This is a genomic window from Rhodanobacter sp. UC4437_H4, assembly GCF_052978425.1.
This window is the reverse complement of sequence record NZ_CM129673.1, coordinates 90,727-113,266: the sequence shown is the minus strand read 5'-3', so window position 1 is coordinate 113,266 and position 22,540 is coordinate 90,727. Positions and strand designations below refer to the sequence as shown.

Here is a 22,540-nt window from a genome sequence, read left to right as displayed (position 1 = left end):
GAATGGGTTGCTCTGGAAGTGGAGGCGTGCCGGTCACAGCACGTTCGGGTTGAGGAGGTTGGGTGGTCGTCCTGCGTGCGGACCATGGCCGAACAACGCGAGCACATTGTCCACCGCCACCGATGTCATCGCGCGGCGGGTATCGGTCGTGGCGCTGGCGATATGGGGGCTGAGCACCACGTTGTCGAGCGTGAGCAGCGCCGGATGCAGCTTCGGTTCGCCCTCGAACACGTCCAGCGCCGCGCCGGCCAGGCGCCGGTCGCGCAACGCCGCGGCCAGCGCGGCGTCGTCGACAATGCCGCCGCGGGCGACGTTGACCAGCATCGCGGTCGGCTTCATCAGGGCCAGCTCGGCCGCGCCGATGGCGTGTCGGGTGCGCGGCGTCAGCGGCAAGGCCAGCACCAGGAAATCGGACTCGCCCAGCAACTGCGCCTTGTCCACGTGGCGTGCGTTGCAGGCGCGCTCGACCGCCTCGGGCAGCGGCGAGCGGTTGTGGTAGATCACCGGCATGCCGAAGCCGACCGCGCGATGGGCGATGGCCTGGCCGATGCGACCCATGCCGAGGATGCCCAGGGTGCGACCGCGCACGTCGCTGCCCAGCCACGCCTTGAACTCGGTGGCATGCCAGTGGCCGGCACGCAGCCAGCGCTCGGCCGCAGTCATGCGCCGGGCCGCGCCCAGCAGCAGCGCCCAGGCGAAGTCGGCCACGCTCTCGTTGAGCACGTCGGCGGTGTTGGACACCGCGATGCCGGCAGCGCTCATCGCGTCGACGTCGATGTTGTCGTAGCCCACTGCAAGGTTGGCCACGATACGCAGGCGCTCGGCCGCACCGATTTCGGCCGCGCCGATGCGGTCCTTGAGGCCGACGATCACCGCATCCTGCCCCGCCAGCCGGGCAGCCAGTTCGGCAGGACTGAACTTGCGTTCGGTCTCCTCCACGGTCACCTGGAAATGCGGCTCCAGCCGGGCGATGACACCGGGGAAAGTGGGGCGGGACACCCAGACGCGCGGCTTGTCGGTCATCGAACGGGTTCCGGTGGCGGTGGCTCGGCCTCAGGCGATGCGTGGCGCGACCGGCCCCACGTCGCCGCATTGCGCCCGATGGCGCAAGGCGTGATCCATCAGCACCAGCGCCATCATCGCCTCGGCGATGGGCGTGGCACGGATGCCGACGCAGGGGTCGTGACGCCCCTTGGTGACCACGTCCACCGGCTCGCCGGCCAGGTTCACGCTGCGGCCGGGGATCAGGATGCTGGAGGTGGGCTTCAACGCGATCGAGGCGGTCACCGCCTGTCCCGTGCTGATGCCACCGAGAATGCCACCGGCGTGATTGGACGTAAAGCCGTCCAAACGCATTTCATCGCGATGTACGCTCCCGCGTTGGGCGACGGCGGCGAAACCATCGCCGACCTCCACGCCCTTGACTGCGTTGATCGACATCAGCGCACTGGCCAGGTCGCCGTCCAGCTTGCCGTAGACCGGCTCGCCCCAGCCAGGAGGCACGCCCTCGGCGACCACGTTGACGCGCGCGCCGACCGAATCGCCGGACTTGCGCAGCTTGTTGATGTAGTCCTCCAGCGCCGGCACCTGCGATGCATCGGGCCAGAAGAACGGGTTCTGCTCCACCGCGCTCCAGTCGAACGCACCGGGCACGACCTCGCCGATCTGCGCCAGGTAGCCGCGCACGTGCACGCCGTGGCGTTCGGCCAGCCATTTCTTCGCCACGACGGCGGCGGCCACGCGCATGGTGGTCTCGCGCGCCGAGGAGCGCCCGCCGCCGCGCGGGTCGCGGATGCCGTACTTCTGCCAGTAGGTGTAGTCGGCGTGGCCGGGGCGGAAGGTCTGCTCGATCTCGCCGTAGTCCTTGCTGCGCTGGTCGGTGTTGCGGATCAGCAGCGCGACCGGCGTGCCGGTGGTCTTGCCCTGGTACACGCCGGAAAGAATCTCCACCTCGTCCGCCTCGTGCCGCTGCGAGGTGTAGCGGCTGCGGCCGGTGGCGCGGCGCTCGAGGTCGGTGCGGAACTCTTCCGAGGCGATGGCCAGCCCCGGAGGGCAGCCGTCGATCACGCAGCCGATCGCCGGCCCGTGGCTTTCGCCGAAGGTGGTGACGGTGAACAGCTTGCCGAAGGAATTGCTTGACATCGCGCGTCCGGGATCAAAGCCCAGAGCATACCGGCACCACCCCTCTTGTAGGAGCCCGCTCGTGGGCGATGCCTTTTTAATCTTGCGAATCCCGAATCCCCAATCCCGGCTCTCGACAGACGAATGTCTGGTCATCCCGGTTCAAGAACATCGCCCGCGAGCGGGCTCCTGCCGTGGCGCCGCTGGCCACTCGCGGGAGAGCATGGCGAAGATCATGTCGTCCACCCATTCGCCGTGCAGCCACAGGCTTTCGCAGTGATGGGCTTCCTGACGCATGCCCAGCGAACGCAGCAGGGCGAGGCAGGCCTGGTTGCGCGGGTCGACCGAGGCGTGGATGCGGTGCCGGCGCCACGGGCCGAATACCTGCCCGAACAGGGCGCGCACGGCCTCGCCGGCGTAGCCACGGCCCTGCCCGGCCGGCGCGAGGCTGATGCCGAACTCGACCGATTCCATCGCATCCTCGGGCAGGTTCACGCCAAGATCGCCGATCAGCCGGCCGTCCTCGCGCAGGCGGATCGCGCGCTGGAACCAGCCGGCGGGAGTGGCTGCGGGCGATTGTCGCTCGATGAAGGCACGCGCGGCGGCGAGATCGGCTGGCCGCCAACCCTGGTAGCGCGCCACCACGGGGTCGCTGCGCAGGGCGAACAGCGCCGCGGCGTCTTCAGCGCGCAACGGGTCGATCCGCAGTCGCGCCGTGACCAGTTCCATGTCAGCCCGGGCGGCGTGCGACAGCCGCGGCGTGAATCGCCGCCGCATGCTCGACCAGGTCGCGCCGCTCCAGCGCGAACACGCCCATCGGGCCAACCTTGAACTCGATCCACACGAACGGGACCTCGGGCAGCAGCGCGGACAGCGCGTGCTCGCTCTCGCCCACCTCCACGATCAGCAGGCCGTCCTCGGTCAAATGACCAGCCGCCTCGTCCAGCATGCGCAGGCACAGGTCCAGGCCGTCCGCGCCGGAGGTCAGGCCCAGCTTGGGCTCGTGCGCGTATTCGCCCGGCAGCGCGGCGTACTCGTCCTCGGTGACGTAGGGCGGGTTGGAGACGATCAGGTCGTACTTGCGCCCGGCCACGCCGGCGAACAGATCCGACTGGATCGCCTCGACGCGGCCCTCGACGTGCTGGAACGCGATGTTCTCGCGCGCCAGCGACAGCGCCTCGTCGCTGATGTCGACGATGTCGACCTGCCATTCGGGGTTGTACTCGGCCATCGCGATGCCGATGCAACCCGAGCCGGTGCACAGGTCCAGCGCGCGCTCGACGTGGCGCTCGTCCAGCCACGGCGTGAAGCCCGTCTCGATCAGCTCGGCGATCGGCGAGCGCGGCACCAGCGCGCGGCGGTCGCTCTTGAACTTCAGCCCGGCGAACCAGGTCTCGCCGACCAGGTAGGCCACCGGCAGGCGCTCGTTGACGCGCCGCTCGATCAGCGCCAGCACGTTCGCGCGCTCTTCCGCGGTGAGCCGGCCGGCGCCGTAGGCCGGCGGAATGTCCGGCGGCAGATGCAGGCTGGCCAGCACGAGATGCGTGGCCTCGTCGATCGGGTTGTCGTGGCTGTGCCCGAAAGTCAGCCCGGCGGCCGAGAAGCGGCTGGCGCCGTAACGGATGAAGTCGATGATGGTGGCGAGATCGGCAGTCACGGTGGCGCCCGGAGCGGAATGGCCCGCAAGTATAGGGGCGAGGAGTGAGTGGAGAGGAGTGACAAGTGACAGAAAGCCAAGGCAGTTGCCGGCGATCCCATGCGTTCCTCTCTTTTCTCACTCCTCTCCACTCACTCCTTGCCTCTCCACTCACTCCTCGCCCCTATACTGCCCGGATGACTTTCAAGGTATTCCTCCAATACGTCCTTCCGCACCGCTTCCTGTCCCGCCTGGTCTACTGGGCCACGCGCTGGACGTTTGCGCCGTGGAAGAACTGGCTGATCGCCACCATCGTGCGCAACTACGACGTGGACATGGCCGAGGCCGCGCAGTCCGACCCGCTGGCCTACCAGCATTTCAATGCGTTCTTCACGCGCAAGCTGAAACCCGGCGCGCGCCAGGCGGATGCCGATCCGGCCACCCTGCTCTCGCCCGCCGACGGGCGCATCAGCCAGGCCGGGCGCATCGTCGACGGGCGGATTTTCCAGGCGAAGGGGCAGGATTACACCGCCGCCGAACTGCTCGGCGGCGACGAGGCCGCCGCCGCGCCGTACCGCAACGGCAGCTTCGTGACGGTCTACCTGTCGCCGCGCGACTACCATCGGGTGCACATGCCGATGAAGGGAACGCTGCGCGAAACCGTGCATGTGCCGGGGCGCATCTTCAGCGTGGCGCCATTCGCGGTGGAGGCGATCCCGCGGCTGTTCGCGCGCAACGAGCGGCTGGTCTGCCATTTCGACGGCGAACGCGGTCCCTTCGTGGTGGTGATGGTCGGCGCGATCCTGGTCTCTTCGGTGGCCACGGTCTGGGACGGCCTGGTGATCCCGCCGTACGCCTCGTCGATCCGCCGCAAATCGTTTGCCGGGCAGGACATCACGCTGGAACGCTTCGCCGAGATGGCGCGCTTCAACATGGGTTCGACCGTGATCGTGTTGTTGCCGCCGGGCAGCGCGACGGTCGATCCGCTGCCGCCGCAACAGCAGGTTCGCGTGGGCCAGCGGATCGGTCAGATCAGGGTGGCAGGCGGCCACTTTCCCGAAAACTGACGTTGCGCGTCATTTTGTGACGCTATGCGCGCAAATTCCGGGGGTGGCCGGTTAACCTCCTCGCGACGGACCGGCCAACATGCCGTGCCGAACCTGTGCCGAGGGGAACCATGCAGATACTCACTCCATTCTTTGCGGTGGTGCGTTCGCGCCAGCTTGGCCGCCAGTTCCGCGATGTCGAACGCAGCATCCGGACCCTGCCCAAGCGCAGCCGCGATCGGCTGAGCATGCTCACCCTGCGCGAGATCGGCCAGGCCTCGCGCTGTGATTTCCCGCACCTGTACGGCACCACGCCGGAATCGCGCTACCTGCCGTGGGGACAAGGCACCGACCTGGGCTACGAGCGTGCACGTTCGAACAACGCCGAGGTCGCGCTGCGCGGCATCGCGCTGTGGCTGGCGGTCGCCTATCACGAGACCAAGACCGCCACCCAGCCCAACCTGCAGGCCCAGCACCGGCAGTTGCTGCAGTTGCTGCGCGAGCTCAAGGAGCTCCACGGCGGCGGCAGCCGCAGCGATACCTCGGACAGCTGGATGCAGGAGAGCGCCGTCGCCTGACCGCGCGGCGGCGCCCCACCCCGCGCCTCACGCCTCAACGGCAGACCGGCACCTTCAGATGCTGGCCCACCCGGATGCGGTGGTGCTGGAGATCGTTGATCTCGGAAATCTCCTGCACACTGGAACAATGCAGTTTGCGCACGATGCTGATCAAGGTGTCGCCGCGGCGCACGCGATACGTGGTCGTTCTCTGCGCACCCGCCTTCGCCGGCGCCTGCGCCGGATCGGGTACCACCGGCACCGTCGCACGGTGCAGGTCCGCCGCGAGGATCGGCCACGGACCATCGACGCAACGGGCGGCATAGGCACGCTCCAGTCGCTTGGGCACCCGCAGCGTGGCGCCGACCGGCTGGCTGGTATCGGGGTCGAGCCGCGGATTGAGGTTGCGCAGGGTGCGGAACCAGCCCTCCTCCATGCCATCGGCCGAACCCAGGCAGACGGTGAGCTCATCAAGCGACGCGGCGCGCTTGAGCGTGATGCTGCCGGGGTCGCCGTCGATCTTCGGGAAGCGCAGGTTGTAGCTGTCCGGATGCAGGAACAGCCACGCCGCCGCCAGCACCGCCGGCACGTAGTCGCGCGTCTCGGGCGACATCTGGTCGTAGATGCGCGGGTCGTAGAAACTCACCGACGGGTCGTCGCCCACCGCGCGGCGCATGCGGCCTTCGCCGCCGTTGTAGGCGCCGATGACGAGCTCCAGGTTGTTGTTGAAGATGCGCAACTGCTCGTTGAGGTATTCGGCATTGGCCCGCGCCGAAGCGGCCGGGTCGAAGCGCATGTCGAAGCCGTTGTCCACGCCCAGCCCGAAACGCATGCCGGTGGAATACATGAACTGCAGCGGGCCGGAGGCGCCGGAGCGCGACACCGCGTGCACCTTGCCGCCGGATTCCTGGGCCACCATGCCGAACAGCAGCGCCTCGGGCAGGTCGGCCTTCTGGTAGGCCGGCCACATATCGTGGCGCAGGTACTGGTAATTGACCCAGGCGTCCATCAGGTAAGGCCGGCGCTGGGTCAGCCACATCTCCAGCGCTGCCTTCACCGGCCCGTTCATCGCGATCAGCTGCGACAGCTTCTGTCCGTGCAGCAGCGTCACGCTGCGCTGCGCCTGCGGCAGGCTGGCCGCACCGGCATGACCGGTGGCCAGCGCCGCCTGCGACGACTCGACATCCCCGGACAGATCCGGGAGGTCGTCGAAATCGCCATCTTTCAGGCGCAGCAGGCGGTCGAATACGGAAAAGAAGCGCTGCGGATCGCAGCCGGCGGTGACCGCACATTTCGCCGACGACTGCTTCAGCAAGTCGAGCGACTGGCGCAGGCTCAGTGCCGACGCATCGCTGTCGCCTTCGCGCGCCTGCTGCAAGGCGGTCTCGTAGCCCTTGCTGGCCTGGTTCAACTGGCCGTACAGCGCATCGGCCGGCGTCGGGGTCCTCTCGCCGCCGCTGCTGGCGCAGCCGCCCAGCAAGGTGCAGGCCAGCACAAGCGACGCGAGGTGCCGCGGGCGAAACACGTGGGGCAACGACATGAAGAACTTCACCTGCAAAAAGCATTCACCATAGCCGGCCGCGAAGCCGGACTCAACGCACGGCGTCACAACCGCGAGCCACGCGCCGGGTTGGCTACAATCGCGTCACTACCAATGGAAGGACCGCCATGACTGACATCCTGATCGGCCGCAACGACAGCACCAGCGTCAGCCTGGACCCGCACTACGGCAATCGCCACGGCATGATCGCCGGCGCCACCGGCACCGGCAAATCCGTGTCGCTGATGGTGCTGGCCGAAGGCTTCTCGCGGCTGGGCGTGCCGTGCTTCCTGGCCGACGCCAAGGGCGACCTGGCCGGCCTGGCGATGGCCGCCGGCGAGCCGGGCGACAAGCTCAAGGCGCGCCTGGAAAAGCTCAAGCTCGCGGACTGGAAGGCGCAGGCGAACCCGGTGGTGTTCTGGGACATCTACGGCAAGCTCGGCCACCCGGTGCGCGCCACCGTCAGCGAGATGGGTCCGACCCTGCTCGGCCGCGTGCTGGAATTGAACGACACCCAGGAAGGCGTGCTCGAAGTGGTGTTCAAGGCCGCCGACGACCAGGGCTGGCTGCTGCTGGACCTGGCCGACCTGCGCGCCCTGCTTACCTACGCCGCCGAGAACGCCAAGGCGCTGTCCACCCAGTACGGGCTGATCAGCACGACCAGCATCGCGGCGATCCAGCGCGCCCTGCTGAAACTCGAGGGCGACGGCGCCGACCAGTTCTTCGGCGAGCCGGCACTGGAACTGGCCGACCTCATGCGCCAGGACATGAGCGGGCGCGGCATCATCAACGTGCTGGCCGCCGACCAGCTGATCATGAAGCCGCGGCTGTACTCCACCTTCCTGCTGTGGCTGCTGTCCGAACTGTTCGAGCAATTGCCCGAAGTGGGCGATCTCGACCAGCCGAAGATGGTGTTCTTCTTCGACGAGGCGCACCTGCTGTTCGACGACGCCTCGCCGGCGTTGCTGCAGCGGGTGGAACAGGTGGTGCGGCTGATCCGCTCCAAGGGCGTCGGCGTGTACTTCTGCTCGCAGAATCCCGACGACGTGCCCGGCGTGATCCTCGGCCAGCTCGGCAACCGCATCCAGCATGCGCTGCGCGCGTTCACCCCGCGCGACCAGAAGGCGGTCAAGGCGGCGGCGGAAACTTTCGTCGCCAACCCGAAACTCGACGTCACCGAGGCGATCACCAAGCTGGCCGTGGGCGAGGCGCTGGCCTCGACGCTGGCCCACGGCGGCGTGCCCACGCCGGTGGAACAGGTGCTGGTGACCACGCCGTGCTGCCGCATCGGCGCGATCACCGAGGCCGAGCGCGGCACCATCCGCCAGCGCTCGCCGGTGGGCGCGAAATACGACACCACGGTCAATCGCGAATCGGCCGCCGAGATGCTGGCCAAGCGCGCCGAGGACAAGGCCGCCAATGCCGCCACCGTGGCGGCCGACGCGCCGGCCAATGGCTCGGCGAAGGAAGCGGACGGCGGCTGGGGCGGCGCCGTGCATGACGCCCTGTTCGGCACCAAGCGCCGCCAGGGCATGATCGAGACGATGGGCAAGCAGATGGTGCGCACCGCGGGCAGCCAGCTCGGCCGGCAGATCCTGCGCGGCGTGCTGGGCGGCATCTTCGGCGGCAAGCGCTGAGTGAGAGCCTGCTCCATGTCTCCGCATAGCCCGCGTTGCCTTGCCGTGGCCGTCAGGTGGTGGCGCGTGGCGCAGCGCCTGCCTGGCTGGCAGGTCAAGCCGCGCGCTGCCGCATGGCGGCCACGGCAAGGCAACCCGAAGGGCCGGGTCTGTTTGCCCGCATCCCTGCGTCATCACTCGGTCGTGGACGGACGTCCACTCCTTCGTTCTTCCTTGGCCTGCGCGCAAACAGCTCCCGGCGCGGGCCATGCGGAGACATGGAGCAGGCTCTGATGCCGCGCGTCGAAATCGTCGCCGCCGACACGCCGTTCGCGCAGCGCCTGCGGGACGGTTTCGGCTATCCGCTGCGCGGCGCCGCACTGGCCACCTGCGTGGCGCTGGCGCTGGCCCACTACGTCGGCCTGCTGCCGGGCTATGTCGGTGCGCTGGCCAGCGCGCTGGTCTGGGCCGCCACCTGGCGTTATGCCGCGGACTGCATGCAGCACACCGCCAACGGCTACGCCGACCCGCCGGACGTGGGCAGTGACGGCAACAGCGCCAGCGGCTGGGGACTGACCGCGATTCACCTGCTGGTGGTCGCCTTGTGCGTGGTCTCCATCGTGTTCTTCCCGCGCCTGCTGTGGCCGGTGCTGCTCCTGGCGGCGCTGGTGCTGCCGGCGATCGACATGTCGCTGGCGTTCGACGGCAACCTCGCGCTGGCCATCAATCCGCTCAACTGGTTGCGCATCATCGGCGGTTTCGGCGGCGCGTATCTGGTCCCCGTGGCGATCAACCTGCTGCTCGGCGTGCTGATCGTGGTCGCCTCGGTCACCACTGCGCGGCTGCCGCGACTGCTCGCCTTGCCGCTGTTCGCATTCGCCTACACCTACCTGATCGTGCTCGCCTTTCATCTCATGGGCGCGATGATCCACCAGCGCCACGAGCGTTTCGGCATGGTGCCGGAAGCGCCGGAGCTGGCCAAGGCTTCCGGGCAGGACGCCGACGACCGACTGGTGGATGCCGCGCGCCAGCAGGCAACCGACGATCCGCAGGCCGCGTTGCGCCAACTTGCCGCGCGACTGCGCGAGCGCGCGGCGCCACCCACCGTGCACCAGTTCTACCGCGAGCTGCTGCACCGGCAGGGCCTGCGCGACGACCTGCTGGTGCACGGCCAGATCTGGATTGCCGCGCTGATCGCCCAGGGCGAATCGCGGCGCGCCCTCGGCGTGCTGCAGGAATGCTGCGGCATCGACGCAAGCTTCATCCCGGACGACCCGCAGACCTGCGGCGCCCTGGCCGACCTGGCCGTGCGGATGGGCATGAGCCGCCTCGCGATCCATCTCGGCCAGGGTTATGTCGCGCACTGGCCACGCGACCCGCAGGCGCCGCACTACGGCCTGCTGGCCGCACGCGCACTGGCCGCCCATGCCGACCAGCACGCCGACGCGGCAGCGCTGCTCGACCGGCTCGTCGCGGCCTGGCCCGAGCACCCGCTGCGCGGCGAGATCGACGCCCAGCGACGACAACTGGCCAGCCCGGCATGAGCCGCTGGCGCCCGCCCTCGCCCGGCTCCACCGCGATCATCACCCGCGACGGCTTCGAACGGCTCAAGGCCGAACTCGACCACCTGTGGCACGTATTGCGCCCGGAAGTGGTGAAGGCCCTCGCCGCGGCAGCCGCCGAAGGCGATCGCTCGGAGAACGCCGAATACACCTATCGCAAGAAACAGCTCGGCGAAATCGACCGCCGCGCGCGTTACCTCAGCAAACGCATTCCCGCACTGAAAGTTGCCGAGGGCGTGCCGGGCGATCGCCGCGCCGTGTTTTTCGGCGCCTGCATCGGGCTGGAGAACGTGGACAGCGGCGAAGTCCACCGCTACCGCATCGTGGGCCCGGACGAGACTGACGCCAGGCGCGGCTGGATCAGCATCGACTCGCCGCTGGCGCGGGCCGTGCTGAAGAAGCGCGTCGACGACGAATTCTCCGCCGAGCTGCCGGGCGGGCGGGCGGAGTTCGTGGTGCTGTCGGTGGATTACGAGCAGGAAGCCTGACGCGGGCCAGTCGACCGCTCAATGCGGCCGCAGCAGCTTCAATGCATGCTGGTGGTCGCGTTCGATCTGCGCCAGCCGCGCCTGCCGTGCCTGCGGGCTGATCCACCGGCCCTGCTCGGCCTGCTGCCGCAGCAGGGTGTACTGCATGTCGACGAAGGGCTGCAGCACGTGGTTGGTCTCCGCCGCGAAACCGCCCAGGTCCGGAATCCGCGCCAGCCGCTCGCGCTGGCGCTCGCCGACCTCGCCGGGCGCCTTGCCGTAGGCCAGCAGGAATGCCGTGAGCTTGTGGCGCAGCGATTCGGGCATGCCGTCGCGGATCACCAGCACGCCGGAGGGAATCAGCCGCGAGCGCCAGATCACCCGCAGTTGCGCTGCCTCGCGCGGAAAGTTGCGCCGGAACAGGTCCATGTCCGGGTTGTTGCTGCTGGCCACGTCCACTTCGCGGTTGACCACGGCGAGCAGGTTGCTCTGATGGTCGCCCACCCGCACGTTGGCGAAGAAGGTGTCCGAATTGAGCCCGCGCGGCGCGAACACGTAGGCTTCCGGCGCGGTATAGCCGGTGACCGAAAGCTGTTCGCTGCGCGCATAACGCCAGCCGTGGCTGGTCGTGGCGAGCAGGTCGTTCAGATCGCGGATGGGGCTGTCGCTGCGCACCACCAGCATGGCGACGTTGCCGTTGACGCCATCGTTGCGCACGAACTGGGCGAACACCTGCATTTGCTGCTGCGTCACCGCCTCCACCGCGAGCTTGCCGGAGAGAAAGGCCACGTCCACCCGCTGCGCGCCGATGGCGTCGGACAGGCCGGCGTAGCTGCTCACCGACACGGTGGTCACGGGGTGGCCCAACTGCTTGTGCAAGTCGTCCAGCAGCGGCCGCCATTGCTCCAGCGACTCGGCCGCGCTGCCGATCGGCAGGATGCCGAAGCGGATCGGCTCCATCGGTGTCGCTGCCTGCGCCGTCCCCGCACCGGCGCACGCGAGCAGCACACCCTGGGTGAGCAGGGCTGCAAGCATCCACGTCACGCCACGCCCGAGACGCCCCTGGCGTCGTCGCAAACCCGCGATATTCAATGCCCTGCTCCCTCGAACCCCGTGCTCCCCGATTGCTCGTATATAGTCGCGATCGGTCGATCCGGCAAGCACGGGGAGGGCTTCGGCGTCGCGGAAGATGCCGGCCCGGATGCAGATGCAGGGTTTCCGGGCGATCGGTCAACCTCCGGCCAGCGGCGGCGGGTAACTCCGCCCGGCCCGCACCGGCCGAAAGCACGCCGCCTCGCGCACGAAAGCCTCCTGCTCGTTGTCCGGATGCCAGCCGGGCACGCCGGCCAGCGGCAAGGGGCGCAGTTCCAGCGGATCGCCGAGCACATCGCCGTTGCCGATGGCCTGCGCGCAGGCTTCGAGAACCTCGCCCGGTGACAACCGCGGCCCGGCGACCACCAGCGCCTTGCCCACCAGCAGTTGCGCCGGTGTCAGCGCGTGTTCGAGCAAGGCGTGGCCGAACACCTCGACATGGATGCGCCCGTCGAACCACGCCTCCCGCTCGCGCCAGAACAGGCCATGCCAGTCATGCGCATTCCACAGCGCCAGCAGCGCCGGATTGCGCAGCGCGACCACGACGCCGGCCTCGTCGAAATGGGTCAGTGCGCATTGCGCACGCGAGCGCTGCCTGGTGCCCATGCGGGCGATTTCGGCCACCTGCCGCGCGTTGAGCGCGCGCTTGAGCGCACAGTGGCGCAGCCAGGCGAGTGCGTTGAACAGGTCGTGCCAGTTGCGTTCGCGGGTAGCGATCGCGCCGTGTTCGGCGATGCGCTGTTCGTAGTGCAGGCCGTCGGCCAGCAGTTCACGGGTCTGCGCCACGAAGCGTTCGTGCATGCCGGCGGGGCGGGCGGCATTGAGCGCATCGATGGATGGCCAGTCGCGGCCCTCGACCAACCGGGCGTGCTCGCGCCACGCGGCCAGCGGCATCCGGCCGAACACTTGCGGATCGACCGCACCGCGCGCCGGCGCCACATAGCGCATGGCGCGTTACACGATCTTGAGCGCGGGATGCGCCAGGCGCGCGTGCAGGTCGTGTTCGCTGGCCGCCTCGACCACCACGTCCACGAACTGGCCCGGCTTCAGCTGCTGGCCGTCGGCGATCAGCACGCAGCCGTCGATCTCCGGCGCATCGGCGGCCGAGCGAGCCACCGCGCCGTCGACGCCGGCCTCGTCCACCAGCACCTTGAGCGTGCGGCCGATCTTGCGCTGCAGTTTGGCGGCGGAGATTTCCGCCTGCACCGCCATGAACTGTTCGAGGCGATCCTCCTTCAGTTCCTCGGACACCGCGCCGGGCAGCTCGTTGGCCTTGGCGCCGTCCACCGGCGAATAGGCGAACGCGCCCACGCGGTCCAGTTCGGCCTCGCGCAGGAAGTCCAGCAGCTCCTCGAACTCGGCATCGGTCTCGCCGGGGAAACCGACGATGAAGGTGCTGCGGATGGTCAGCTCCGGCACCAGCTTGCGCCAGTTCCGGATGCGCTCCAGCGTCTTGTCGATGTTGCCGGGGCGCTTCATCAATTTCAGGATGCGCGGGCTGGCGTGCTGGAACGGGATGTCGAGGTAGGGCAGGATTTTTCCCCCCGCCATCAGCGGCATCAGCTCGTCCACGTGCGGGTACGGGTAGACGTAGTGCAGGCGCGTCCACGCGCCGAGTTCGGACAGGCCTTCGCACAGCTCGGTCATGCGGGTGCGGTAGTTCTTCCCGCGCCACGGGCGCTCGGCGTACTTCACGTCGACGCCATAGGCGCTGGTGTCCTGCGAGATCACCAGCAGTTCCTTCACGCCGCCCCTGACCAGTTTCTCGGCCTCCACCAGCACCTCGTCGACCGGCCGCGAGACCAGGTTGCCGCGCATCGAGGGGATGACGCAGAAGCTGCAGCGGTGGTTGCAGCCCTCGGAAATCTTGAGGTACGCGTAGTGCTTCGGCGTCAGCTTCACGCCGGTGTCCGGCACGATGTCGAGGAACTTGTTGCGCGTGGGCGGCAACACCTCGTGCACCGCGCTCATCACGCTGGCGTAATCCTGCGGGCCGCTGATCGAGAGCACGTCCGGATAGGCCTCGCGGATCAGCTCGGCGCGCTTGCCCAGGCAGCCGGTGACGATCACCTTGCCGTTCTCGTTGAGCGCGGTGCCGATCGAGTCCAGCGACTCCTGCACCGCCGCGTCGATGAAGCCGCAGGTGTTCACCACCACCGCGTCGGCCTCGCCGTAGCTGGGCACGATCTGGTAGCCCTCCACCTTGAGCTGGGTGAGGATGCGCTCGGAATCCACCAGCGCCTTGGGGCAACCGAGACTGACGAAGCCGATCTTCTGGGTGGGCTGGGGCATGGCGGACGGCTACCGTGGCAGGGCGCGAAAACGGTTGATTATACGTGACGGCCACGCCCTCGCCGCTGCGGTTACCATCGCCGCATCGGCAACTGATCGAGGCAGAGCCATGGGCCAGGACATCACCATCCCCACCGGCGGCACCCATTGCATCGGCGCCTATATGGCCACCGCCGAGGGCAAGCCCAAGGGCGGCCTGGTGGTGATCCAGGAAATCTACGGCGTCACCGCGCACATCCGCCGGGTGGTCGACCACTTCGCCGCGCTCGGCTATACCGCGATCGCGCCCGCGTTCTTCGACCACCTGGAAAGCGGCGTGGAACTGGCCTATGACCAGGTCGGCACCAACAAGGGCCGCAACCTGGTCAACGAGCTGGGGCTGGAGCGTGCCGTCGAGGACGTCGCCAGCGCCGCCGAGGCCATTTCCTCGGCGGGGAAAATCGGCACGGTCGGCTACTGCTGGGGCGGCACCGTCGCCCTGCTCGCCGCGCTGCGCCTGGGGCTGCCGTCGGTGAGCTACTACGGCGCGCGCAACCTGCCGTTCCTGCACGAGGCGCCCAGGGCGCCGGTGATGTTCCATTTCGGCGAGAAGGATCAGAACATCACGCCGGAGATGGTGGAGAAACATCGCGTGGCGCTGCCGCAGATGGAACTGTTCACCTACCCGGCGGACCACGCGTTCAACCGCGATGGCAGCAAGGCGTATCACGAAGCCAGCGCCAAACTGGCGCTGCAGCGCACGCTGGCCTTCTTCGACAAGCACCTGGCCAACGCATGAGCGAGGCGTTCACCCTCGACCCGCGGCTGGCCGCCGACACCCGCCTGCTCGCCTCGCTGCCGCTGTGCGACGTGCGCCTGATGGATGACGCGCGCTACGGCTGGCTGGTGCTGGTGCCGCGCCGCGACGGCCTGGTCGAGATCGCCGACCTGGACGAGGGCGAACAGGCCACGCTGTGGCACGAAGTCAACCGCGCCGCCGCCGCCCTGCGCGCGGCAATGCCGTGCGACAAGCTCAACCTGGGCGCGCTGGGCAACATCGTGCGGCAGTTGCACGTGCACGTGGTGGCGCGTCGCGAGGGCGATGCCGGCTGGCCCGGCCCGGTGTGGGGCCACGGCCAGCGCGAGCCCTGCGCCGAAGCCGTGCTGCACGAGCGGATGACCGCGCTGCGGCAAGCACTCGCGGCGCCCGGCTAGCGTGCCGGCCGACGCGATCCAGTTCGAGCCGCTGGCCGAGGATGCGCTGCTGCTGCGCTTCGGCGACCGCATCGAGCCGGTGCTCAACGACCGCGTGCACGCCGCCGTGGCCGCGCTGCGGGATCTGCCTTCGCTGGAATGCGTGCCAGCCTATGCCAGCGTGCTGTTGCGATTCGCGCCGGCGGCGTGGCAAGGCGACGAGGCGGCGAGTGCGCACCAGCGCGTGGAACGGGCCGCGCGCATCGCGCTGGAAACCCGCCACGCGCCGGCCGGCGCTGGCCGCATCCACGAAATCCCCGTGTGCTATGGCGGCCCGCACGGCCCGGATCTGCATGAACTGGCGCAGCACCTGGGCCTGTCCGGGACGGTGGTGGTGGCTCGCCACGTGGGCGTCGACTACCGCGTGGCGATGCTCGGCTTCGCGCCAGGCTTCCCCTACCTGCTGGGGCTCGATCCCACGCTGGCGATGCCGCGCCGACGCGACCCGCGCACCCGCGTGCCTGCCGGCAGCGTCGCGATCGGCGGCGCGCAGACCGGCATCTATCCGGCCGAACTGCCCGGCGGCTGGCATCTGATCGGGCGCACGCCGCTGCGCCTGTTCGACGCCGACGCAAGCGAACCTTCGCTGCTGGCCGCCGGCGACCGCGTGCGCTTCCGCGCGATCGACGCGGAGGAGTTCGCCGACCTCGATGCGGCGCGGCACCGATGAGCGTGCGCGTGCTCAAGCCCGGCCTGCTCGGCACGCTGCAGGATCGCGGCCGCCCCGGCCATGCAGCGATCGGCGTGGGCCGCGCCGGCGCGATGGACCTGCCGGCCTGGCGCCTGGCCAACGCGCTGGTCGGCAATCGCGGGAACGAGGCGGCGCTCGAATGCACCCTGCTCGGGCCAACCTTGCGCTTCGAGCGCGCGACATGGATCGCGATCACCGGTGCGCCGATCGCCGCCCGGGCCGGCGACACCGACTTGCCGACCTGGACAGCCTGCTGGCTGCCCGCCGGCAGCGTGCTGCAACTGGGCCGCATGGCCGCCGGCTGCCGCAGCTACCTGGCCGTGCGCGGGGGTTTCGACGTGGCCGCCGTGCTGGGCAGCCGCAGCAGCGACCTGCACGCCGGGCTCGGCCGCGCGCTGCAAACCGGCGACACGCTGCCGGTCGGCAACGCCGCCAGCAGCGCGGCGCCGGCGAACCATCCCCACGCCCTGCCATGGCGACTCGACCCGCGGCCATGGTTCGACTTCGCGCAAACGCCGCTCATGCTGCTGCCCGGCAGCCACCACGCGCAACTCGACGAGGTGTCGCGGCAAGCACTGCACACCGGCACTTTCCGCGTCGCCAGCGACAGCAACCGCACCGCCAGCCGTCTGGACGGCGCACGCCTGCAGTTGCGCGCGCCGCTGGAACTGATCTCCGAGGCAACCCTGCCCGGCACGATGCAACTGCCGCCGTCCGGCCAGCCGATCGTGCTGATGGCCGAGGCGCCGGTGACCGGCGGCTATCCGCGCATCGGCCAGCTTGCCGCGGCGGATCTTCCGCGCCTGGCGCAACGCCGGCCGGGCGATCCCGTATGCTTTCGCCGTGGCACACTGGAACAGGCTGCCGATCGCCTGCGGCGCCGCGAGCAGGCGCTCGACGCCCTGTACCGGCAGATCGCGCGACGACTGCAACACGACGGACTCCTCCCCGCATGACTGGCCTTGCATGACGCGCATCGACCTCAATGGCGACCTCGGCGAATCGTTCGGCGCCTGGCGAATGGGCGAGGACGCTGCGCTGCTCGATGTGGTCAGCTCGGCCAACCTCGCCTGCGGCTTCCACGCCGGCGACTTCATGACCATGCAGCAGACCGTGGCCGCCGCGATGGAGCGCGGCGTGGCGATCGGCGCCCACGTCTCGCTGCCCGACCTGCAGGGCTTCGGCCGCCGCGAGATGCGCGTGACACCCGCCGAGGTGCACGCGATGACGCTGTACCAGCTCGGCGCGCTGCACGGCTTCGCTCACGCCGCCGGCACCCGGCTGAGCCACGTCAAGCCGCATGGCGCGCTGTACAACATGGCGGCACGCGATCGCGCGCTGGCCGATGCGATCGCCGCGGCGGTGTGCCAGTTCGACCCGCGCCTGCGGCTGTTCGGCCTGAGCGGATCGGCACTGGTCGACGCGGGCGCGGCGCAGGGCCTGGCGGTGGCCGCCGAGGCATTCGCCGACCGTCGCTACCGGCCGGATGGCACGCTGCAGCCGCGCAGCGAAGCCGGTGCGGTGATCGATGATGCCGGACTGGCCACTGCGCAGGCCTTGCAGATCGCGCTCGACGGCACCGTCACCGCCATCGACGGCAGCACCATCGCCATGCGCGCCGACACGCTGTGCCTGCACGGCGACGGCGTACATGCCGCACGCCTGGCGCGCAGCCTGCGCGCCGGGCTGGAAGCGGCCGGGGTGACCATCACGGCAACGGGGGAGGCATGAACTACTGGCCCCTGCTCGGCGTGGCGGTGATCGTGATCGGCTTCGCGCTGCGCTTCAACGCGGTGCCGGTGGTGGTGGTGGCGGCCCTGGTCAGCGGACTGCTGGCGGGCCTGTCGGTGGCCGACCTGCTCGCCCTGCTGGGCAACAGTTTCGTGTCGCAGCGCATGCTGCTGCTGTTCGTGCTGACCTTGCCGGCGATTGGCCTGCTCGAGCGCGCCGGCCTGCGCGAACACGCCCAGCGCTGGATGGCGCGATTGCAGAACCTGACCCTGGCGCGGCTGCTGATCGGCTACCTGCTGCTGCGCCAGTTGCTGGCCACGATGGGCCTGACCGGCGTGGCCGGCGCGGCGCAGACCGTGCGCCCGCTGCTGGCGCCGATGGGCGAGGCCGCGGCGCAGAAGATCCTGCCCGAGCTGGACCAGGACGATCGCGAGGAGCTGCGCGCGGTCGCTGCGGCCACCGACAACATCGGCCGCTTCTTCGGCGAGGACGTGTTCATCGCGCTGGGCGCGGTGCTGCTGATCCAGGCCTTCTACACCCAGCATGGCATCGAGCTGAGTCCGCTGGCGATCGCCTTGTGGGCCCTGCCCACGGCAGTGGCCGCGTTCGTCATCCAGTCGGTACGCATCTGGCTGTATCAGCGCCGGCTGCAACGACGCGCCGCCCGCCGCGAGCGGGGCGCCTGAGCATGCTGCGGATCGAACACGCGTACTGGCTGATCGCCGCCTTCCTGCTCTACAGCGGCTGGCGCAATTTGCGCGACGGCCACCGCTGGCATGCCGCCTTCTGGATCGTGCTGGGCCTGCTGTTCGGCGCCGGGGATTTCATCCTGGCGCAGTCGGCGGCCGGCAACGCCCTGCCCGCGCAGATCGCCGGCATCGGCGTGATCGCACTGGCCTGCCTGGCGCCGCGGCTGCGCCGCCAGGCGCATCCGGAAAACCGCAGCGCCGAACAACGCCTGCAGTCGGCGATCGAACTCGGCCACCGGCTGTTCGGGCCAGCCCTGCTGATTCCGCTGGTGACCCTGCTGGTGGCGTTGTTCGGCGGCTACCTGGTGATCGGGCAGTTCGCATTGTTCGCCCAGTCGCAGATGACGCTGACCGGGCTGGCGCTGGCCTGCGTGATCGCCCTGCTGGCCGCCGCAAGGGTGGCGCGCACGCCGGTGCACGAAGGTGTGGCCGAGGGCCGGCGACTGCTCGATGCGATCGGCTGGGCCGCCCTGCTGCCGCTGCTGCTCGCGGCGCTTGGCCAGGTGTTCACGCGGAGCGGCGTGGGCGCGGCGATCGCCGAGATCGCCACCGATTTCCTGCCCACTGGCAACGCCACCGCGGCACTGGCGGTGTTCGCGCTGGGCATGGTGCTGTTCACCGTCATCATGGGCAACGCGTTTGCCGCCTTTCCGGTGATGATGGCCGGCATCGGCCTGCCGCTGCTGATCCAGCAGCACGGCGCGCACCCGGCGATCCTCGGCGCGATGGGCATGCTGTGCGGCTACTGCGGCACCCTGCTGACGCCGATGGCGGCCGACTTCAACCTGGTGCCGGCGGCGCTGCTGGAATTGCGCAACCCCTACGGCGTGATCAAGGCGCAGGCCTGGAGCGCGCTGTGGATCTTCGCCAGCACGTTCACCATGATGTGGCTGCTGGTGTTTCGATGAACGCGCGAGGCCCGATGAGCAAAACCTTGCCACGTATCCTGTTGACCGGCTTCGACCCGTTCGGCGGCGAGACGGTCAACCCCTCGTGGGAAGCCGCGCGCGCCCTGCACGGGCGGCGCATCGACGGGCATCGGGTGGTGGCGCGGCAAATCCCGACCGAGTTCGCCGCCTCGCTGCGCCTGCTCAAGGCCGCCCTGCGGGAAACGACGCCGGCGATCGTGCTGGGCGTGGGCCAGGCTGGCGGGCGCGCGCAGTTGTCGCTGGAACGCGTGGCGATCAACCTGCAGGATGCGCGGATTCCCGACAACGCCGGCGCCCAACCGATCGACGAACCGGTGATCCCCGGCGCGCCCGCGGCCTACTTCAGCACCCTGCCGCTGAAGGCGATGCTGGCGGCCCTGCACGAGGCCGGACTGCCCGCCGCGATCTCGCACACGGCCGGCACCTACGTGTGCAACCACCTCGCCTACGCAGCGCTGCACTGGAGCGCGCCCAAGCGCCGCGTGCGCGCCGGCTTCATCCACATCCCGTGGCTGCCGCTGCAGGCCGCATCGCGGCCCGGCGCGCCCAGCATGGCACTGGACGACATGGTGCGCGGCCTGGAGATCGCGCTGCGGGTGGCGGCCGTCACGCACGCCGACCTGCGCCTCGGCGGCGGCACGATCGCCTGATCGCCGTTCGACAAAAAGCCCGCGGCTCACGCCACGGGCTTTTCGCGGTGCCGCGGTCGCGGCGGTTCAGTGCTGCTGCGAGGGCTCGTAGCCGCCGCCGTCGCTGGACGGCTGCGCGCGCTGCTGGTGGTCCTCCAGCTTGCGCGCCTTGACGTCGACCGGGCTGATCTGGGTGAGGCGGCCCTTGTGGTCGAAGAAATACGCGGCAAAGCCGTAGTCGATCGACATGCGGGCCAGATACTGCAGGTGCTTCTTGCCGACCTTGGCCTCGTCGCTGTCGATCAACAGCACTTTCGCGGGCAGCTTGCCCTGGTCGCGCAGGTAGGCGAAGTGACTGCCGGCGTCGAGCGCCGAGAGCACCGCGCCATCGATCAGGAATTGCCCGTCCTTGTACGCCTGCATGGTCAGGCTGAATTCGCCCTTCATCGACGCCGCCAGGTGCTGCTCGTTCTTGACCTGGTTGCGGTGGCAACCGGCCAGCAGCAACACGCTGCCCAGCACGATCGCGGCGGACATGCGGACAAGCAGGGTGGACATTCGGCTCATGCAGCTCTCCCGGAAGGCGTCGTGGCAACGGTGAAGTCTAGCAGTCCGTGGCGCCGACGGCGGTTGTCGCGCGCCGCCGTTCAGGCAGGCGGGGTCAGGTACGCGGCAGGGTCACGCCCTGCTGGCCCTGGTACTTGCCGCCACGGTCCTTGTAGCTGGTCTCGCACTCCTCGTCGGACTCGAAGAACAGCATCTGCGCCACGCCCTCGTTGGCGTAGATCTTCGCCGGCAGCGGCGTGGTGTTGGAGAACTCGAGCGTCACGTGCCCCTCCCATTCCGGTTCCAGCGGCGTCACGTTGACGATGATGCCGCAGCGCGCGTAGGTGCTCTTGCCCAGGCACACCACCAGCACGTTGCGCGGGATGCGGAAGTACTCCACCGTGCGCGCCAGCGCGAACGAGTTGGGCGGGATGATGCACACGTCCGAGGCCACGTCGACAAAACTGTTCGGGTCGAATGCCTTGGGATCGACGATGGTCGAGTTGATGTTGGTGAAGATCTTGAACTCGCGCGCACAACGCACGTCGTAGCCGTAGCTGGAGGTGCCGTAGGAAACGATGCGCCCGCTGTCGTTCTGCTTGACCTGGCCCGGCTCGAACGGCTCGATCATGCCCTGGCCCTGGGCCATGCGGCGGATCCACTTGTCGGATTTGATGCTCACGCGCTCTCCGGTCGATTGCGGGCAGCCCGAACCAACCGGGCGCAAAGCGGCAAAAATACATGGTCGGGGTACCGCCACGCCAGCCGGCTGGCCTTCGTCACCCGTAGGAGCCCGCTCGCGGGCGATACTCTTGCGAACCCCGAATCCCGGCCAGGAGCATCGCCCGCGAGCGGGCTCCTTATGTGTCGATTCTCCTCGGAGGTTGGGGGAGAATCGCCGACTGATCATCGGTGGGAACGGGGAGACGCCGTCGGGCTCCTCTGGCTTCGCGCCTGCGCCGTAGATTCGCGCCCCCGTTCCGTTTTATCTGCCGCAAGCTGCAACGGTATCTTAGGCCCGCCCCTGGCGTGAGCCTGCACGTGTAAGGATCGGCTTGGCGGATCTTCGATGGTCGGACACCTGAACCGAACGAGGATTGGCTGATGACAGAATCCATGGTTGGCATCGACGTGGCCAAGGCAACCTTTGACGTGGCCGCGCCGCTGGAACCGAAGGGCAAGTACCGCACCAAAGCGAAGTTGCCGAACACGCCCGCCGGCTTCACCTTGCTGAGCGACTGGCTGGATCGCCACGTGCCGGGAGCGGCGGTGTGCATGGAAGCGACGGGCGTGTATCACGAAGCATTGGCCACTTTCCTGGTCGAGCGCGGCGTGACCGTTTACGTGGCCAACCCGGCCCAGGTCGCCGCCTATGCCAAGAGCGAGTTGTCGAGGACCAAGACCGATCATGCCGATGCCAAGCTGATCGCCCGCTTTGCGATGGCGCAGTTGCAGGTGGGCACCACCTTGCGGCCGTGGGTGCCGCCCACGCCCGCCCAGCGCAAACTGCGCGCCCTGATCCACCGGCTGAACGATCTGGAGGGCATGCGCCAGATGGAACGCAACCGACTGGACGTCAGCGATCAGGCGGTGCGCGGCTCCATCGCCGACGTGATGGAGACATTGGACGCCCAGATCGCAGAGCTGAAGAAGGAAATCGACAACCACATCGACTCGGATCCGGACTTACGCCGCGATGCCGGCCTGCTGACCTCCATTCCGGGGATTGGCGAGCTGACGGCGGCCTTCATGTTGGGCTGTGCGGGCGACCTGCGCCGGTTCGACGACCCGCGCAAGCTCGATGCCTTCGCCGGCATGAATCCCGCCATCCGCGAGTCGGGCAAGTGGATCGGTCAAAGCCGCCTGTCCAAGCTCGGTCACGCCTTGTTGCGCGCCAAGCTCTACATGCCGGCGATGACGGCGATCCGCCACAACGTCGCCGTGCGCGCCTTGTTCGATCGACTGGTCGCTCGCGGCAAGCCACGCAAACTGGCGCTGGGTGCCGCCATGCGCAAGCTGCTCCACCTCGCTTGGGGGGTTATCCGCTCAGGTAAGAATTTCGACCCCAGCATCGCGCTTGCCTGACGGACGGCAAGACGGTAT

The 22,540-nt window shown here is 69.0% G+C and carries 24 protein-coding genes; 14 read left to right on the top strand and 10 right to left on the bottom strand.

Going from position 1 to position 22,540, the window contains the following annotated elements:
• Positions 1-33 precede the first annotated feature (33 nt).
• From ACVCL3_RS00615 to prmB, 4 genes are all read right to left on the bottom strand, one after another.
• Entirely contained in the window at positions 34-1,023 is a 990-nt protein-coding gene (locus ACVCL3_RS00615) for a 2-hydroxyacid dehydrogenase (RefSeq protein ID WP_447100173.1), read from the bottom strand.
• A gap of 30 nt (positions 1,024-1,053) precedes the next feature.
• The gene (gene aroC, locus ACVCL3_RS00610; RefSeq protein ID WP_395119047.1) at positions 1,054-2,142 is read right to left on the bottom strand and encodes a chorismate synthase; all 1,089 of its coding nucleotides are present in this window, start codon (positions 2,140-2,142) and stop codon (positions 1,054-1,056) included.
• A gap of 141 nt (positions 2,143-2,283) precedes the next feature.
• Positions 2,284-2,850, bottom strand: a complete 567-nt coding sequence (locus ACVCL3_RS00605; protein ID WP_447098688.1) for a GNAT family N-acetyltransferase — start codon at positions 2,848-2,850, stop codon at positions 2,284-2,286.
• A 1-nt stretch (position 2,851) separates the two neighbouring features.
• Positions 2,852-3,778, bottom strand: coding sequence for a 50S ribosomal protein L3 N(5)-glutamine methyltransferase (gene prmB, locus ACVCL3_RS00600; RefSeq protein WP_395119051.1), 927 nt, complete (start codon positions 3,776-3,778; stop codon positions 2,852-2,854).
• A gap of 176 nt (positions 3,779-3,954) precedes the next feature.
• Here prmB and asd point away from each other — a divergent pair, with 176 nt between their 5' ends.
• Positions 3,955-4,824, top strand: coding sequence for an archaetidylserine decarboxylase (gene asd / locus ACVCL3_RS00595; RefSeq protein WP_447100172.1), 870 nt, complete (start codon positions 3,955-3,957; stop codon positions 4,822-4,824).
• A gap of 110 nt (positions 4,825-4,934) precedes the next feature.
• Positions 4,935-5,381, top strand: a complete 447-nt coding sequence (locus tag ACVCL3_RS00590; RefSeq protein ID WP_395119055.1) for a hypothetical protein — start codon at positions 4,935-4,937, stop codon at positions 5,379-5,381.
• Positions 5,382-5,415: 34 nt separating this feature from the next.
• On the opposite strand, the gene ACVCL3_RS00585 is transcribed toward ACVCL3_RS00590, so the two are convergent.
• Entirely contained in the window at positions 5,416-6,900 is a 1,485-nt protein-coding gene (locus ACVCL3_RS00585; RefSeq protein WP_395119057.1) for a lytic transglycosylase domain-containing protein, read from the bottom strand.
• 128 nt (positions 6,901-7,028) lie between these two features.
• Between ACVCL3_RS00585 and ACVCL3_RS00580 the strand changes: the two genes are divergently transcribed.
• The 3 genes from ACVCL3_RS00580 (at position 7,029) to greB (ending at position 10,566) form a co-directional block, all read left to right on the top strand.
• Positions 7,029-8,537: a helicase HerA-like domain-containing protein gene (locus ACVCL3_RS00580; RefSeq protein WP_395119059.1), complete on the top strand. Its 1,509-nt coding sequence runs from the start codon at positions 7,029-7,031 to the stop codon at positions 8,535-8,537.
• Positions 8,538-8,809: 272 nt separating this feature from the next.
• On the top strand, positions 8,810-10,060 hold the full coding sequence (locus tag ACVCL3_RS00575) for a hypothetical protein (RefSeq protein WP_447100171.1): 1,251 nt from the start codon (positions 8,810-8,812) through the stop codon (positions 10,058-10,060).
• The gene (gene greB, locus ACVCL3_RS00570) at positions 10,057-10,566 is read left to right on the top strand and encodes a transcription elongation factor GreB (RefSeq protein ID WP_447098683.1); all 510 of its coding nucleotides are present in this window, start codon (positions 10,057-10,059) and stop codon (positions 10,564-10,566) included. The genes ACVCL3_RS00575 and greB overlap by 4 nt, the downstream gene beginning before the upstream one ends.
• A gap of 18 nt (positions 10,567-10,584) precedes the next feature.
• On the opposite strand, the gene phnD is transcribed toward greB, so the two are convergent.
• The 3 genes from phnD to rimO all read right to left on the bottom strand — a co-directional run bounded on the left by phnD (position 10,585) and on the right by rimO (position 13,929).
• Entirely contained in the window at positions 10,585-11,580 is a 996-nt protein-coding gene (gene phnD, locus ACVCL3_RS00565) for a phosphate/phosphite/phosphonate ABC transporter substrate-binding protein (RefSeq protein ID WP_447100170.1), read from the bottom strand.
• A gap of 195 nt (positions 11,581-11,775) precedes the next feature.
• Positions 11,776-12,585, bottom strand: coding sequence for a DUF3025 domain-containing protein (locus ACVCL3_RS00560; RefSeq protein WP_447098681.1), 810 nt, complete (start codon positions 12,583-12,585; stop codon positions 11,776-11,778).
• Between the two features lie 6 nt (positions 12,586-12,591).
• Positions 12,592-13,929 carry a 30S ribosomal protein S12 methylthiotransferase RimO gene (gene rimO / locus ACVCL3_RS00555; protein ID WP_447100169.1) on the bottom strand — a complete coding sequence of 446 codons (1,338 nt, stop codon included), beginning with the start codon at positions 13,927-13,929 and terminating at the stop codon, positions 12,592-12,594.
• Between the two features lie 109 nt (positions 13,930-14,038).
• On the opposite strand from rimO, the gene ACVCL3_RS00550 reads away from it, so the two are divergent.
• From ACVCL3_RS00550 to pcp, 8 genes are read left to right on the top strand one after another with little or no spacing between them, the layout of a single operon-like run.
• Positions 14,039-14,707: a dienelactone hydrolase family protein gene (locus ACVCL3_RS00550; protein WP_447098679.1), complete on the top strand. Its 669-nt coding sequence runs from the start codon at positions 14,039-14,041 to the stop codon at positions 14,705-14,707.
• Positions 14,704-15,123, top strand: a complete 420-nt coding sequence (locus ACVCL3_RS00545; RefSeq protein WP_447100168.1) for an HIT domain-containing protein — start codon at positions 14,704-14,706, stop codon at positions 15,121-15,123. The genes ACVCL3_RS00550 and ACVCL3_RS00545 overlap by 4 nt, the downstream gene beginning before the upstream one ends.
• Before the next feature lies 1 nt (position 15,124).
• Positions 15,125-15,832 carry a 5-oxoprolinase subunit PxpB gene (gene pxpB / locus ACVCL3_RS00540; protein ID WP_447100167.1) on the top strand — a complete coding sequence of 236 codons (708 nt, stop codon included), beginning with the start codon at positions 15,125-15,127 and terminating at the stop codon, positions 15,830-15,832.
• A complete protein-coding gene (locus ACVCL3_RS00535) occupies positions 15,829-16,809 on the top strand; it encodes a 5-oxoprolinase subunit C family protein (RefSeq protein ID WP_447100166.1) in 981 nt (326 codons plus the stop codon). The genes pxpB and ACVCL3_RS00535 overlap by 4 nt, the downstream gene beginning before the upstream one ends.
• A gap of 10 nt (positions 16,810-16,819) precedes the next feature.
• The gene (locus tag ACVCL3_RS00530) at positions 16,820-17,584 is read left to right on the top strand and encodes a LamB/YcsF family protein (protein ID WP_395119079.1); all 765 of its coding nucleotides are present in this window, start codon (positions 16,820-16,822) and stop codon (positions 17,582-17,584) included.
• Positions 17,581-18,270: a DUF969 domain-containing protein gene (locus tag ACVCL3_RS00525; RefSeq protein WP_395119081.1), complete on the top strand. Its 690-nt coding sequence runs from the start codon at positions 17,581-17,583 to the stop codon at positions 18,268-18,270. Before ACVCL3_RS00530 ends, ACVCL3_RS00525 begins: the two co-directional genes overlap by 4 nt.
• A gap of 2 nt (positions 18,271-18,272) precedes the next feature.
• Positions 18,273-19,241, top strand: coding sequence for a 5-oxoproline transporter, DUF979 family subunit (locus ACVCL3_RS00520; RefSeq protein WP_395119083.1), 969 nt, complete (start codon positions 18,273-18,275; stop codon positions 19,239-19,241).
• A 14-nt stretch (positions 19,242-19,255) separates the two neighbouring features.
• Positions 19,256-19,912: a pyroglutamyl-peptidase I gene (gene pcp / locus ACVCL3_RS00515; RefSeq protein ID WP_447100165.1), complete on the top strand. Its 657-nt coding sequence runs from the start codon at positions 19,256-19,258 to the stop codon at positions 19,910-19,912.
• Positions 19,913-19,978: 66 nt separating this feature from the next.
• On the opposite strand, the gene ACVCL3_RS00510 is transcribed toward pcp, so the two are convergent.
• Together ACVCL3_RS00510 and dcd are read right to left on the bottom strand one after the other, a co-directional pair.
• Positions 19,979-20,458, bottom strand: coding sequence for a hypothetical protein (locus ACVCL3_RS00510; RefSeq protein ID WP_395119087.1), 480 nt, complete (start codon positions 20,456-20,458; stop codon positions 19,979-19,981).
• Between the two features lie 94 nt (positions 20,459-20,552).
• A complete protein-coding gene (gene dcd, locus ACVCL3_RS00505; protein WP_395119089.1) occupies positions 20,553-21,119 on the bottom strand; it encodes a dCTP deaminase in 567 nt (188 codons plus the stop codon).
• A gap of 422 nt (positions 21,120-21,541) precedes the next feature.
• On the opposite strand from dcd, the gene ACVCL3_RS00500 reads away from it, so the two are divergent.
• Positions 21,542-22,522, top strand: coding sequence for an IS110 family transposase (locus ACVCL3_RS00500; protein ID WP_447100164.1), 981 nt, complete (start codon positions 21,542-21,544; stop codon positions 22,520-22,522).
• The last annotated feature ends 18 nt before the right edge of the window (positions 22,523-22,540 follow it).